Raw genomic sequence first — 14416 nt, forward strand, 5'->3', positions numbered from 1 at the left:
GGGTTGAATGAACAGGTATGAAAATCGTGGAAGTAACGAATTTGCAAAAATCGTTTGGTTCGCTGCAGGTACTGAAGAACGTTTCCTTTACCGTGGATACGAGCGAAGTGGTGGCCGTGATCGGGCCGTCCGGCTCCGGGAAAAGCACGATGCTGCGCAGCCTGGCCCACCTGGAGGAAGCGGACGGCGGGAGCATTAGAATCGGAGACGACTATTTGCTCGAAGACGGCCGGTATGCCGGAAATGCGCAAATCAAAAAGATTACGGCGCGCATGGGTATGGTGTTCCAGCATTTCAACCTGTTCCCGCATCTGACGGTGCGCGGAAATCTGGAGCTGGCGCCGAAGCTGGTGAAGCGGATTCCGGGGGAGGATACGCGCCGCAGGGCTTCCGAACTGCTGGACAAGGTCGGTTTGCTTGAGAAAGCGGACGCCTATCCGGCGAATTTGTCCGGCGGCCAGAAGCAACGGGTGGCGATCGCCCGGGCGCTGATGATGAACCCGGAAATTTTGCTGTTTGACGAGCCGACCTCGGCGCTGGATCCGGAGCTGACCGGCGAGGTGCTGCAGGTGATGAAGCAGCTTGCCGAAGAGCGGATGACGATGATCGTGGTGACGCATGAGATGGGTTTTGCGCGGGAAGTGGCCGACCGCGTGATGTTCATGGCGGACGGGGAGTTCATCGAATCGGGGGCGCCGGAGCAGTTGTTCGGCCAGCCGCGGCATGAACGGACGCGAGCATTTTTGCAGCGGGTGTTGTAGAATCATAAATGTTCGCGTCCTCGCGAAATGCTGCAGAGAGGATAGAGGTGCAAGTCATGACAAATGGGTATGCGTCAGCTACCGTAGTTTCTACGGCGGCCAACTACATTATGGACCGCGAAGAGCGGTTCACGCATACGTACCGGATTTATTTTAAATTAAGGGAAAACGGCCTGCTTCAACTCCGGTTTTGGCATAGCAATGCCGTGGACTCCACCTGGGATACCGGAACGGTGGCCAAGGGCAGCCAGCTTGGCGGAGCGTGGCGGATCGAGGCCGCCTACGTGGCCGACGGCGGCACGGAGCCGGACGGCGCGGTAACGCCGGGCTCGCAGGTCCCCGTTACGTTTGACGGCGGAGACGCGAAACCGGTGGAACCGGGAGAGACGTTTTGGAGCGATCCCGTACATATCGAGTTGCCGGAAGGACATTATTTGGCATTCACCTGGACGATCACAGCGCCGGCGCCGGGAAAAACGTTCCCGTACAACGTCGAACAGATGCTGGTTTCGGCCTACGATGCCCCCGGCCGCCATGCGGACGAGGAATCGGCGGAGCCGTTTACGCTGTCCGAGAAATTGTTGGTGGCGCCCGCCTTTATCGGTTATGCCAAGCCGGTGGACCGGCAACTGACGTTTTTCGGCGATTCCATCACCCAAGGGGTCAGAACGGCGCTGGACGGCTACGAGTATTGGGTGGCGCGGATCGCTGGCGGATTAGGGGCGCAGTACGGGGTCTGGAATCTCGGCTCCGGGTGGGCGAGAGCGTATGACGCCGCGGCGGATGGCGCCTGGCTGCGCAAAGTGAAGCACGGGCAGAGAGCGCATCCCGGGCCGCAGGTGATCCTGGCGCTGGGCGTGAACGACATCGACATCGGCGCCCGGACGGCCGGGCAGCTGCTTGGCGATCTGGAAATGATCATATCGCTCCTGAAAAACAGCGATCCTGCCACGGAAATCATTCTTTTTACCGTACCGCCGTTTAATTTCAGCGGAGAGCGGGAGCAGGTGTGGCGGAGCGTCAACGCCGCGATTCGGGCTTCCTCCATCCCGGGAGTGGACCGGATGTTCGACATGGCGGCGCTGCTGTCCCAGCCGGCCCCTGAGGAACATCGGCTCAGACCGGAATTTATGAGCCCCGGGGATGATCCGCACCCGAACGGGCTTGCCGGCAAAGTGGTGGCGGATGCTTTTTTGAAGTGGTACCTGGGATAAATAAATAGAAACCGTCCGGTTATCGGTGCAAGGTAATATCGGCGCATGACAGCCGGCGACTGGAACGACGAACCGTTGGCTGCTGACCCTGCAAAATAGCGGAACTTTATGTACTTATTATCCAGAGGCAGGCATGTTGATCCCCATTAGCGGCATTTTTTGTCCTTATTTTCCTATGAAGGGACCAGAACCGGTGCATTTCCTTGCGACCGGGGAAAATAGCGACATAAATTTCCCTTATTTCTCTCAAATTGGCTGATATCGCCGGAATAACGACCTTTTTTGTCCTTATATTTTCCAACTTCTTACTTGCCCCGGTATTCCCGGGGCGACTGACCCACCTGTTTCTTGAACACTTTGCTGAAGTATTTCACGTCGTGGAATCCGACCATTTCGGCGATATCCTGCAGTTTCAGATGCGGGTTCAGCATAAGCAGCTTGGCCTTGTCGATCCGGTATTTGCCCAGGTAATCCGAGAAATTGATGCCGTAGTCCTGCTTGAATTTCCGGGACACGTATTCGCGGCTCACGTAAAAACGGCTGGCGATGTCCTGCAGTGACAAATCGGATTGGTAGTTCTGCTCGATGTATTTGACGATGTCGGCGAACGTGCTTCTATCGCGCGCCTGCTGCCGGGAAATCACTTCCGCCAGCCGGGTCATGACATGCTCCGCCCAGTCGCTCCAGGCATAACGCGAGAAAGTATAGCTGTCGGCAGACGGGGGAGCATGTCCGGCGTCGTCCCGCTCCAGTTCCGTCAACACACTTTCGGTCTTCTCGCCAAGCGTTTCCCGGATCATTCCCGAGCGGAACGACAAAATATCGGCCGTCCACGCGGCCAGCATTTCCGGCGTTACCGTTCCCAGCCGGCACAGCTCGTCGATCCATTTCCGGCTTGCGGCGGCAATCTGACCCGGGTCCGCGCTTCTGACCGCCAGCTTCCAGTCCTCCTGTACCTTGACGAAGGTCGGGGAGGGATAGCCGCCGGCAGCCGAAGCCGCGGCGGGAGCGTTTGCGGCCGTGCCGCGCCCGTCCATGACCATGGCGTGACCGTCCGCTTTTCCCGCGTTTAACTCATGGATATACCGGTCGGGTTCGAGCAGATTCCGGCGCTGCAGCGCGGCGGCGGCTTCGGCATACTGCCGGGGGAGGCTTAGCGGCAGCTCCCCGGCGGACCCGAGGCCAAAATGCAGCCGGCGCTCTAGCGTGCGGTGCAGCCCTTGATTGATTTGGGCGGCACGTTCGGCCGCGCGCTCCAAATCGCCCCAAACGAGCAGCAAAATTTCCCGCGGCGCCCGCCAATGCTTAAACGCAATCCCACTGCGGCTTGGGAGCAGAAATTCATTGCAGATGTTGACCAGCGCAAAGTGCAGCAGCTCCCGGTTATGGCCGAATCTTTGCTGCAGGGAAGCATCCCCGGCGTCGATCCGGGCCAGCAAAAGACGGCACAACCCCGCCTCTTCGGGGATCACGCCTTCCTGACGCAATCTGCGCAGCGAGACGTCGGCCGAGCCCGGGTCGTCGATCAACGAGGAGAGCAGCTTTTCGTCGTAAACCGGTTTGAATTCATTAAGGCGAATGCTTTTCTGCTGCTGCTCCAACCGTTCCCGTTCTTCCCGTCGCCACTGCTCCACGGCTTTGGCGACGGCGGCGTTGATCGCTTCGGGCTCGATCGGCTTGAGGATATAATCGATACCTCCATGGCGTACGGTGCTCCGCACAAAATCGAAATCGTCATGGCCGCTGACGACGATGAATTTGATGTTTCCGGCATGCTCGCGGACCCAGGCCATCAGTTCCAGCCCGTGGCCCGATTCCATCATCATGTCCATAATGACGAGCTGCGGGCCAAAGCTTTGAATGATTCCGATCGCTTCGTTCCCTCCGCCCGCCTCGGTAACTTCCCGAATGCCGTGCTTCTCCCAATCCACCAGCAAGCGAACGGCTTTTCTGACCCGGGCTTCATCGTCGACTATTAACGCTCTCATCATTTTTCACACTCCATGTAGGGCTCATTTCCGAAATTTATTGCGGCAGAGCGAGTAGTTTTAGTATAATGCGTACTCCGGCCGGTTCCAAATTGGCCACGTTCAGATCGGCCCCGCTGCCGTAAACCAGACGGAGCCGGGTCAGCACATTGATCAAGCCGATCGGCGCTACGCGGCCGTCCTGGTTCGCGGGATCGGGACGATTCCCGTCAAGGGCGCCGGTAACTCCATCAAGTCCCTGCCGTAAACGGCTCAGCTTATCTTCCGGTATTTTCGCGCCGTTGTTCTGCACGATAATTTTGACGAAACCGTCCGGCTCCTGTACGGCCTCCAAACGGATGCATCCGTCCGCTTTCGAACGGTCGATCCCGTGCTTGAAGTAATTTTCCATGATCGGCTGCAGGATGAGCTTGGGCATTTGAACCTGGAGCAGCTCTTCCGGCACTTCGCAGTGGAAGGAAAAGCGGTTTTCAAATCGCTCTTTTTGCAGTTCGATATAAGCCTTAACGTGCTCAAGCTCGTCCTTCAAGGTCACGATCCGGTCGTCGTTATGCATGCTGTAATGCATCATTTTGGCCAGCGCCGAAATCAGGGTATAGATTTGCGGGACCTTCAGCTCCAGTGCGAGCGTACCGATGATCTGCAGCGTATTGTTGAGAAAATGCGGGTTGATTTGCGCCTGCAGCGCCCGAAGCTGGTTGTTTTTGCTGGACAACTCCAGCTTGTATTCCCTTAAGATCAAATTGTTGATCGTATCCATCATGGTGCGGAACCGCCGCATCACCGCTCCGATTTCGTCATGGCCGGCCGGCTGGATATCGACGTTCAAGTTGCCGGATTGAATCTGGTTCATATATCGGCCAAGCCGCTTGATCGGAGCGGTAATCCGCAGCGAAATAATGATCGTGGCGGCGATGATAATGATCAGCGACACCGCCAGGAGCAGCATGTTGATGCCGGCCGCGCGGTTGGCTTCCCGGGTGAGAAAAGCGACCGGGACCTGTTTGACCAGCGTCCAGTTGGCGCCGACGCTGGTAATTCGCTGATAGACAAACACGTTGCCGTCCTCTTCGAAGTTTCCGCTCGTGCTTGGCGCGGAGGCGATCCGTTCCGTATACCACTTCTCTCTGAGCGGAAGCCCCAGCTTGCCCTGCTCGTCGCTGTACACGATATCTCCGTGATCGTCGAGAATATAGATTTTCTCGCGGTTTTGTTCATACAGCTGGTCGACGATATCGCTTAAGGCCGACAGTTTGACGTCGATGGAGAGATAGCCGATGATGTTGCTTGAAGGAACTTTTTCGATTTTGCGGTGGAGCGTAAATACCGGCTCGGAAGGGTACCTCGGCAATATGGCGGTAAGTCCGTACGTATGGCTCATATGGCTGCTTTGCACCCAGACGCTGGGCCGGTCGATACCCAACGCATCGCCGAAAGGCCCGATGTTATAGTTGCGCTGCGGCGTGTTTTGGGTAACGAGAGTTGCTCTCCGGCTTTTATTTTCATAGAGATATACCTGAAAAATGTCCGGCACGGAGGTCGCAATGTTGGACAATACGGCGTAAACCTGAGAGTTGCTTTGCACGTCCTCATAGCCGGCCTGCAGTAAAGTTGAAATGTTATAGATATTGGAAGAGCTGCGGTTGAGATCGTCAAGCAGGCTGGTCAGGTTGCGCCCCCCCTGATACAGAAGATTGGCGTCTTCCGCGGCGACCCGCGTGCGGAGCGATTGTGCTGTATAGGAGTAAGTTACGACCATCGTCGCGACGATCGGGATGATCGTGGCGAGCAACATAAAGACGATCAGTTTGGTGCGGATACTGTTCCATTTCAAGCGGATTCCCACTCCCGATCAATAAATTACACCCGAGTGTTCACCTCAGTCGGTGTATTCGGTGATTCACCCGAGTCATAATAACAATACAACAGTTATTCGCTAGAAAGAAAGGGGGCTGCGCCATGGGTAGCAAAAGAGCGTCTGAATGGGGACTCCAGCTGTTTTTTGTGGGACCTGTCCTTTTATTTTTTGTAGTCATCATGGTGATTCCATTCTTACTCGGGATGTATTACGCACTGACCGATTGGAATGGCGTGGCGAGCACGGTCAATTGGGTAGGGTTGGATAATTTTAAAACGATATTTACGAATGACCCCGATTTTTGGTCATCCTTCTGGTTTACCACCAAATTTACGGTGGTTGGCATCGTGCTTACCAATATCGTCGGCTTTTTTCTTGCTTATTTTTTGACTAAAGGATTGAAGCTGCGAAACTTTATGCGTACGATTTTCTTTATGCCCAACGTGATCGGCGGGCTGCTGCTGGGATTCATTTGGCAGTTTATTTTCATCAAAGGTTTTAACACCATGTATGAACTGACCGGCTGGTCCTTCTTCGGGCTTCCGTGGCTGGGAGACGCCGCAACCGGATTCTGGGGAATCATGATCGTCTTTGTCTGGCATACGGCGGGTTACCTGATGGTCATTTACATCTCCTCGCTGACCAATGTTCCTTCGGAAGTGATCGAGGCGGCGGAGATCGACGGGGCAAACCGCTGGCAGATGCTGCGCAGCATCATTGTTCCGCTGATTATGCCTGCGGTGACCATCTGTCTGTTCCTGGCGATTTCCTGGGCGTTCAAAATGTTCGACCTCAACTTGTCGCTGACTAAAGGCGGGCCGTTCAAATCGACGGAATCCGTGGCGATGAACATTTACAACGAAGCGTTCCAGAACAACCGCTACGGGCTGGGGACGGCCAAGGCTATTCTGTTCTTCGTGATCGTGGCGGTCATTACGACGTTCCAGGTTCGCCTGACGAAGAATAAGGAGGTCGAAGCTTAATGAAAAGATACACCGGACGCCTGTTGGCGACGGAAATCATTACGGGCCTTATCGCCCTGTTGTTCCTGTCGCCGTTCTATTTTCTGTTTGTCAATTCGGTCAAGCCGTTTGGCGAAATCATGTCGGATTCGGCGAGCTGGCCTAAGGTGTTTCAATGGGAGAACTATGCCAAGGCCTGGGAGCTGACCAAGTTCCCGCAGGCGTTCACCAATTCGCTGATCATTACCGTGATCAGTGTGGGAATTCTGGCCTTGATCAGCGCGATGGGCGCTTACCGGATGGTTCGCGCCAACACATGGTTTAACCGTATATTATTCATGCTGTTTATCGCTTCCATGGTCATCCCTTTCCAGACGATCATGATGCCGCTGCTGCGGGTCGTTAACGAGCTGGGGGTTAACAATACCCACTTCGGACTGGTGATGACTTATCTCGGTCTGGGAGCGCCGATGGCCGTGTTTCTGTTCCACGGGTTCGTTAAATCGATTCCGCGGGAAATTGAAGAAGCCGCCACGGTGGACGGCTGCACCGGCATCAGCGTGTTCTTCCGGATCGTGCTGCCGATGCTGAAGCCGATGCTGATGACGATTATCGTGCTGAACTGCCTCTGGGTGTGGAACGACTACTTGCTGCCGTCGCTGATTTTGCAGCGGCCGGAAATGCGGACGATTCCGCTGGCCACGTTCGCTTTCTTCGGACAGTATACGAAGCAGTGGGACATTGCGCTCCCGGCGCTCATTTTGGGAATTACGCCAATCATTATCTTCTTTTTGTTTTTGCAGCGCTATATTGTTGAGGGAATCGCAGCGGGATCGGTCAAAGGCTGACGCCGGCCGATCCGCTGTTCCAATAAACTAAACAGATTTAGGGGGAATTAGCTTATGAAGAAGGCAAAGTATTCTATCGTCCTATCCGTTCTGCTGACGATGTCGCTGATCCTAGCGGCTTGTGGCGGCGGAAATTCTGCAAACGGTACCAATAGCGGCGGCGAAAGCCAAGGCGGCGGCAAACAGGAGCAGAAGACGGTCACGATCTTCCAATTTAAAACCGAAATCGTGGAAGGGCTTAACGAGCTGAAAGTGGAATTTGAAAAAGAGTACCCGAACATCAAGCTGGATATTCAAACGGTGGGCGGCGGTGCCGATTACGACGCGGCGCTGAAAACGAAATTCGCCTCCGGCGACGCTCCGGACATCTTCTCCAACAACGGCTATGCAAAGCTGGATATGTGGCAAGAGAAGCTGGAGGACTTGTCCGATCAGCCTTGGGTGAAGGATCTGGTGCCGTTGGCCGCCGAGGCGATCACCAAAGATAGCAAAGTGTACGGTTTGCCGCTGGATCTTGAGGGCTTCGGCTACGTCTATAACAAAGATTTGTTTGCAAAAGCAGGCATCACCTCTCCTCCGAAAACCTACTCGGAACTGGAAGCGGCGGCCAAGAAATTGCAGGCTGCGGGCATTACGCCTTTTGCAAACGCTTATCAGGAATGGTGGTTGGTGGGCAGCCAAGGGATTAGCGTCGCTTTTGCCAACCAGGACGATGTCGACGGTTTTATTAAAGGCATGAACGAAGGCACGGCTTCGATCGTCGGCAATGAGCATTTCGCCAACTGGGCGAAGCTGATGAAGCTGACGCTGGATTACGGCAACAAAAATCCGCTTACGACCGACTATAACACGCAGGTGGCGATGTTTGCGAACGGCGAGGCGGCGATGATGCAGGAAGGCAACTGGGCGCAAACGATGATCGACGGCATTAACCCTAACATGAACATCGGCGTGCTGCCGATGCCGCTGAGCGACGACGCCGCGAAAACCGGCAAAGTGACGATCGGCGTTCCGGTAAACCTGGTCGTGAACAAAGATTCTGACGCCAAGGAAGAGGCGAAAACGTTCCTGAACTGGCTGGTCACTTCCGATATCGGTAAAGAATATATCGTGAAGAAATTCAAGTTCATTCCGGCCATGACCACGATCGAAGCCACGCCGGAGGATATGGGGCCGATCGCTACCGATCTGGTGAAGTATGTGGAGGAAGGCAACATTTTTGCGCACCAGGCCGGCAAATACCCGGATGGCGTCGCTCAGGAATTCGGCAGTGCGATTCAGCAATATTTGGCAGGCAAGAGTGATGTCGAATCCTGGCAAAAAAATATGCAGGCCGCATGGGACAAATTGAAGTAACGGCAGCATAAATATCGGATGACGTAAGGCAAGCCGCCTCTTAGGATTTATCCTCTCGTAAAGGGGAATGAGGCGGCTTTTGCCTTTTTTTGGCGGAAAGGGGGAACAAACTTATGAATAAGCATCTCGATAAAGTTCAAATCGGCGTCTGCTATTATCCGGAGCAGTGGGATCCTTCCCTGTGGGAAGAGGATGTTCAGCTGATGAAGGCGACGGGCGTCCGGGTCGTCAGGCTGGCGGAGTTCGCCTGGAGCCGGCTTGAGCCGGCGGACGGCCAATTTGCCTTCGGCTGGCTGGACCAGGCGATCGATCTGTTTCATAAATATCGTATCCGCGTGGTGCTGGGGACGCCGACCAATACGCCGCCGCGTTGGCTGACCGGCTTGGCGCCGGACATTTTGCCGGTGGATGCGGCGGGCCGGACCGTTCATCCGGGCGTTCGGGGGCATCGCTGCTACAACAGCGGATCGCTACGCGTGTACGGAGCGCGGATCATCGAGGAAATGGCGAAGCGTTACGGCGGCCATCCCGCGGTGATCGGCTGGCAGACGGACAACGAGTTTTGGGTGATCGACTGCCACTGCGCCGCTTGCAACGAGCGTTTCCGGGAATGGATGCGGGCGAAATACGGCTCCCTGGAAGCGGTAAACCGCGAATGGGGGACGGTCGTATGGAGCGGGGAATACGGTGACTGGTCCCAGGCCGGTGTTCCTTACGGCGGTTCGCCGCACCAGAACCCGTCATACTTGCTCGATTTTACCCGGTTCCAATGGGATTCCATCGCCGAGTTCCAGCGCAGCCAAATCGGGATTATTCGCGAACATTGTCCGGGACATTTTATTGCCCACAACTTCCATACTTATCCGCAACGCCTGGACCTGTACCGGATCGGCGCCGATCTGGACATCGCTTCGTTCGACTATTACCCGAACACCGATCCGGACAAGCAGGCGACCGGGCCGTACAGCGGCGCCCTGGCGCTCGATGTGACGCGCGGCATCAAACGCCGCAACTTCTGGATCATGGAGCAGCTCAGCGGGCCGCCGGGCTGTTGGTTTCCGACGTGGCGGGCGCCTTATCCCGGCTTTATCCGCGCGTTTGCGTGGCAGGCCATCGCCAAAGGAGCCGACACGGTCGTGCATTTTCGCTGGCGTTCGGCCGCGGCCGGCGCGGAGCAATTTTGGCACGGCCTGATTGACCACAGCAACGTTCCCGGCCGCAGGTTTGAGGAATTTGCCAAGCTGTGCGGCGAGGTGAACGCGCTCGCCGGCAAGCTTCAAGGGACCGCGCCCCGGAATGAAGCGGCGATTTTGCTGTCGCACGAGCAATTGGAGGCTTTGCGGATTCAGCCGCAGGCGGGCGGGTTCGATTATTATGAAAATGTGAAAGATTATCACCGGGCTTTGACCAAGCTTGGGATCGGGTGCGATGTGATCGAATGGACCCAGCCGCTCGCCGGGTACAAGCTGGTCGTGGCCCCGCATGTTTTTCTGATGGACGAGAAGGCGGCCGAGGCGCTGGAGTCGTTTGCGGAAGCGGGCGGCACGGTGATTTTGACCAGCCGCTCCGGGGCGAAGCGGATGAACAACCAGCACGTCATGATGCCTTTGCCGGGTCTTTTGGCGAAATGCGCCGGCGTGACGGTGAAGGAATACGATCCGATCGGCCGGGCTTCGCACCGGATCGCGGACGCGGCCGGGCGGCACTTTTATGGGATGCAGTGGTGCGATATCCTGAGCTTGCAGGAAGCCGAAGCTATCGCCTGGTATGACGAAGACTTCTACCGCGGCGAGCCGGCGGTGACGGTAAACCGGTTCGGCCAGGGCAAAGTATACTATCTCGGCACGCATCCCGAAGAAAGTTATCTTAAGGAGCTGTTCGCGTCGATCGCCGGGGAGCTTGAACTCGCAGCGTTTCCGGGGTTGCCGGAGGGCGTGCAGGTTGCGGTTCGGAACGGTGAATCGGGCGCCTACCTGTTTGTGCTGAACTTAAGCCGGGAACCGCGCCATGTTACTTTGCCGTCAAGCTATCCCAGTGAGTTATATGGCGTCATAAGAGAGCGGACGCTTAGCCTTGCTCCGTATGAGGTGGATATTTTGCGGATTTCGTAGGAGCTAATGGAAATACGCACCGAAATTTTTAATCCGGAAAGAACAGTGGACGCGCACCGGCATTTGGCTGTACATCTCGTGCCAAGCTGTTCTTTTCCATTCCGCATAACTCATGCTGTTGCGGACATGTTGGCCGATGCCGAGGCAGTCGGCCTCTTTTTTTTGCATGTCCTTAAGAAGGCGTCCGCCTTCTTCTACGACGTATTCGCTTAACAACTGTTCGACCTTTTTTTGCTCCGGGGTGCTGAGATCGAGATCGCCGATGTATTCATCCACCGCGCCAACGATTTTTAAATAAATATCCGCTTGATATTCTCCGTCCTTGGTTTTCGTGATTTTTATTTTGCGGTTGCTTTTTACCGAGTGGAAGGCCATGGTCTCCAGATGGGGATTGTCCGTCCTCACGTTAAACTCGCCCCGCGAAGTATTTTGATACAGTACCAAAAATAAATGCAGGTCATCCGAAGTAAGCTTCCCCACCATTTGATCATTCCGGAATAAAGCGAGGCCGCTAACGGTGATATCTTTTTCCAGCTCCCTGATCATGATGGCGGCCGGGTCAATGCCGTCATCATGATAGTTCCGCACGAACTGGTGGAGCGTCGTTTGCGGGGCGCCTTGTCTGCTGAACTCCTTTTGCAGGAGTTTGTTGATATAGTTGGCCGTTTTCGTATGCCGCGGCAATTCCTGGCTAATGATGCTGCCGGCCTTTCCTTCCACAACGGCGATGGTGCCTCTTAAGGAAATGGTGGCATCGCGGAAAAAGGTATCCATGTACTTCCAAAGTCCCTGCCGAGCCAAAGCTTCGCCAAACATCAGCGTCCGGACCTGTCTGTTCACCATCATGCGGCTCGTCCTTAAGCTCAGCGTTTTTCTCGCCTCCTTGGGGCTTTTGGCGGTCGTGCTCAGCAGTTCATCGGTCGTTTTCCCGTCTTTGGCGAATTGGGTGACCAGCGGAATACTGACCGTTACTTTGATATTTCCGCCAGGCGCGGTATCGTAGGCGGCGGTTTCCACATAACCGATCTTCTCCAGAACCCGTTCGTCCTGGTTGCATCCGGTCAGCAGCAGGAAGGCGCACGCACACAAGCAGCCGATCCGTTTATGCATGTTTTTTTTCCCTCCTTTGAATGAACAGTAGCAGAATCAACAGCAGCGGAAAGCCGACGGAAAAAGCGAGCTGGACTAAAGTTATATTCCGAAGCCACCATTCCACATCCATCAGCGAATCCGGAGTAAGACTAACCGCGATGGTAGCCGCCATAGTGAGAGCCAATAACAGCTTAGGTGGAACCCGGGGAAAAACTTGCTTGATCATGGCTTTGCTTGCCCAATAGTACATCGCTCCCGTGTGTACTACCGAAAACAGGTACATGCTCAATAAAAAGTTGTGGATTCGCTCGACAAACGGAAATCTTAAGTAGCCGAACATGGCCAAATTGCTTCCAATCAGTAAATAAAGCGGATATAAAATGACGCGCGGCAGTGAATCCCGGAGGATCTCGAATACGGACGTCCCGCGCCCCAGGCGGTAAACCGCCGAAATCAACATCGTGTTAAGGGAGGCAAACAGGAATACGATGATGAGCGAAAGCCAGCCGTTGGTCCCGAAGTGATGCGCCGTGATCCGCGGCAGAGTAAAGAGGGCAATCCCGCTTTGGGTATTGAGCATCATTAACATGATATGGAATCGATGCAGCTTTTCCTGAGCCAAGGGGGTCACCTATTTCTTCATTTTGTTGGCTTGCGGGTTGGGGGGGCGTGACTGCGTTGGACGCCTGCTTAGCAACCAAAAGGGTCCGCGGATAAAAATGTCCTTCCAGTCGACCGGTTTGATTGGTGCGGCGGGAATTGTATACGGCGCCCCCAGGCTGGTCAGTTTGGAGATGTGAATAATGATCAGGGCGATGCCGAACATAAAGCCAAAGTTGCCGTAAAAGCCGGTCAAAATAATCAGTCCGAAGCGGATGACCCGGATCGTTCCGCTCATCGTATAGCTGGGGATGACAAATGAGGCGATCGCCGACATTGCCACAGCGATAATCAGAATGTTGCTGGTAAACCCTGCTTCGACGGCGGCGGTGCCGATGACGATCCCTCCGACGATCCCGATGGTCTGCCCGATTTTGGCTGGCAGGCGGGCGCCCGCTTCCCGCAGCAGTTCGATCGTCGTTTCCATCAGCAGGGCTTCCAGAATCGGCGGAAACGGGACGCGGCTGCGCGATTCGGTTAAGGAAGCGATAAGGCTTTGTGGGATCATTTCATAATGATAAGTCGTGACCGCCACGTACATGGAAGTCAGAGAAAGCGTAAGCAAAAAGGCGACATAACGGAGCAACCGCAGAAACGTTCCGACCGCCCAGCGGCCGTAATAGTCGTCCGGGGAGGTGAAAAATTCGAAAATCGAAGTCGGACCGATGACGACGGTCGGGCTTTGGTCCATGATGGCGAGAACCCGGCCTTCGTTCAATTTGGATACGGCTACATCGGGGCGTTCCGAAGTCAAATACAGCGGAAATATCGTGCTCGGAAAGTCCTCGATCGTCTGGAGGAGCATGTTGTTGTCGTATAGGCCGCTATATTCAATGTTTTGAATTCGTTCCGACATCCGGTTGACGAAATCCATATTCGCCAATTCATCGATGTATAAAACGCATACTTTGGTTTTGAGAATTTCACCGACTTCAAACTGCTTCACCTTCAGCCGGTTGCTCTTGATCCGGCGGCGGATAATGGACAGATTGGTGTCCAGCGATTCATTAAAAGCGTCATGGGGCCCGATAATGGCCGATTCGGTTTGCGATTGCTCGACAGAGCGCGTTTCCGGCCCGTAAGCATGGACCATATAAACGCCCTGCGGCACAAAAAGGGCCGCATCGCCCTTGCAAATGCCGTTCACGACCGATTTGGCATCCTTCGCTTCGTTGAATTGGGATTGCCGCAGCAATGTCCCAAGCTCGTCCTGCCGGATATTTTCCAATGGCCGTAAACAATCGCGTTCAAAGACATGTTTGTCGACCAGATGGCCGAAATAGACTATTTCCGCCTTCAGGATCGGAAGCGAACGGCGGGTCAGATCGGAACAGCCGTTGAATTCCTCCATAACGTTCTCGAGCGAGAGCGGACCGGGAGCCTGAGGTTCGTTCACGTGGGGCTCCGGCTCCACCTGCTTCAGTTTTTCTTGCTGCTGCTTTCCTTTTTTCTTCAAGAATTTGAACAAGTTGAATAACACCGAAAATTCCTCCTGATGAGGCATTTTCTTCTTATTGTGTGTAGCCTGAGGGAGAACTATACGGAGGAGCGGAGGAGCAGGGGCGG

The 14416-nt window shown here is 55.1% G+C and carries 11 protein-coding genes; 6 read left to right on the plus strand and 5 right to left on the minus strand.

Annotation, left to right across the window (positions count from 1 at the left end):
* Window positions 1-17: 17 nt before the first annotated feature.
* On the plus strand, window positions 18-761 hold the full coding sequence (locus EHV15_RS15575; protein WP_128632004.1) for an amino acid ABC transporter ATP-binding protein: 744 nt from the start codon (window positions 18-20) through the stop codon (window positions 759-761).
* Window positions 762-817: 56 nt separating this feature from the next.
* Entirely contained in the window at window positions 818-1975 is a 1158-nt protein-coding gene (locus EHV15_RS15580) for an SGNH/GDSL hydrolase family protein (protein WP_128632005.1), read from the plus strand.
* Window positions 1976-2280: 305 nt separating this feature from the next.
* Here the strand turns inward: EHV15_RS15580 and EHV15_RS15585 are convergent, their stop codons facing one another.
* Both EHV15_RS15585 and EHV15_RS15590 read right to left on the minus strand, forming a co-directional pair.
* A complete protein-coding gene (locus EHV15_RS15585) occupies window positions 2281-3966 on the minus strand; it encodes a response regulator transcription factor (RefSeq protein WP_246061605.1) in 1686 nt (561 codons plus the stop codon).
* A 34-nt stretch (window positions 3967-4000) separates the two neighbouring features.
* Complete coding sequence (locus EHV15_RS15590) at window positions 4001-5797, minus strand: cache domain-containing sensor histidine kinase (protein WP_128632006.1); 1797 nt, start codon at window positions 5795-5797, stop codon at window positions 4001-4003.
* A 125-nt stretch (window positions 5798-5922) separates the two neighbouring features.
* On the opposite strand from EHV15_RS15590, the gene EHV15_RS15595 reads away from it, so the two are divergent.
* From EHV15_RS15595 to EHV15_RS15610, 4 genes are all read left to right on the plus strand, one after another.
* Entirely contained in the window at window positions 5923-6804 is an 882-nt protein-coding gene (locus EHV15_RS15595) for a carbohydrate ABC transporter permease (protein WP_128632007.1), read from the plus strand.
* A complete protein-coding gene (locus tag EHV15_RS15600) occupies window positions 6804-7631 on the plus strand; it encodes a carbohydrate ABC transporter permease (RefSeq protein ID WP_128632008.1) in 828 nt (275 codons plus the stop codon). The genes EHV15_RS15595 and EHV15_RS15600 overlap by 1 nt, the downstream gene beginning before the upstream one ends.
* 54 nt (window positions 7632-7685) lie before the next feature.
* Window positions 7686-8987 carry an ABC transporter substrate-binding protein gene (locus EHV15_RS15605; RefSeq protein ID WP_128632009.1) on the plus strand — a complete coding sequence of 434 codons (1302 nt, stop codon included), beginning with the start codon at window positions 7686-7688 and terminating at the stop codon, window positions 8985-8987.
* A 113-nt stretch (window positions 8988-9100) separates the two neighbouring features.
* The gene (locus tag EHV15_RS15610; RefSeq protein WP_128632010.1) at window positions 9101-11098 is read left to right on the plus strand and encodes a beta-galactosidase; all 1998 of its coding nucleotides are present in this window, start codon (window positions 9101-9103) and stop codon (window positions 11096-11098) included.
* A gap of 3 nt (window positions 11099-11101) precedes the next feature.
* Here EHV15_RS15610 and EHV15_RS15615 read toward each other — a convergent pair whose 3' ends face one another.
* Genes EHV15_RS15615 through EHV15_RS15625 form a run of 3 tightly spaced genes read right to left on the minus strand, consistent with a single transcriptional unit; the run spans window position 11102 to window position 14330 of the window.
* Window positions 11102-12208 (minus strand): Ger(x)C family spore germination protein, encoded by a 1107-nt coding sequence (locus tag EHV15_RS15615; protein WP_128632011.1) that lies wholly within the window; start codon window positions 12206-12208, stop codon window positions 11102-11104.
* Complete coding sequence (locus tag EHV15_RS15620; RefSeq protein ID WP_128632012.1) at window positions 12201-12812, minus strand: GerAB/ArcD/ProY family transporter; 612 nt, start codon at window positions 12810-12812, stop codon at window positions 12201-12203. The genes EHV15_RS15615 and EHV15_RS15620 overlap by 8 nt, the downstream gene beginning before the upstream one ends.
* Window positions 12813-12821: 9 nt before the next feature.
* Complete coding sequence (locus EHV15_RS15625) at window positions 12822-14330, minus strand: spore germination protein (protein WP_246061607.1); 1509 nt, start codon at window positions 14328-14330, stop codon at window positions 12822-12824.
* Window positions 14331-14416: the final 86 nt, after the last annotated feature.

The organism is Paenibacillus oralis (assembly GCF_003863965.1).
Taxonomy (GTDB): Bacteria; Bacillota; Bacilli; order Paenibacillales; family Paenibacillaceae; genus Fontibacillus; species Fontibacillus oralis.

Excerpts from the sequence above, each read along its gene's own strand:
- EHV15_RS15580 (WP_128632005.1), top strand. The coding sequence starts at position 818 with ATGACAAATGGGTATGCGTCAGCTACCGTAGTTTCTACGGCGGCCAAC.
- EHV15_RS15610 (WP_128632010.1), top strand. The coding sequence starts at position 9,101 with ATGAATAAGCATCTCGATAAAGTTCAAATCGGCGTCTGCTATTATCCG.
- EHV15_RS15600 (WP_128632008.1), top strand. The coding sequence starts at position 6,804 with ATGAAAAGATACACCGGACGCCTGTTGGCGACGGAAATCATTACGGGC.
- EHV15_RS15605 (WP_128632009.1), top strand. The coding sequence starts at position 7,686 with ATGAAGAAGGCAAAGTATTCTATCGTCCTATCCGTTCTGCTGACGATG.
- EHV15_RS15615 (WP_128632011.1), bottom strand. The coding sequence starts at position 12,208 with ATGCATAAACGGATCGGCTGCTTGTGTGCGTGCGCCTTCCTGCTGCTG.
- EHV15_RS15595 (WP_128632007.1), top strand. The coding sequence starts at position 5,923 with ATGGGTAGCAAAAGAGCGTCTGAATGGGGACTCCAGCTGTTTTTTGTG.
- EHV15_RS15575 (WP_128632004.1), top strand. The coding sequence starts at position 18 with ATGAAAATCGTGGAAGTAACGAATTTGCAAAAATCGTTTGGTTCGCTG.
- EHV15_RS15585 (WP_246061605.1), bottom strand. The coding sequence starts at position 3,966 with ATGATGAGAGCGTTAATAGTCGACGATGAAGCCCGGGTCAGAAAAGCC.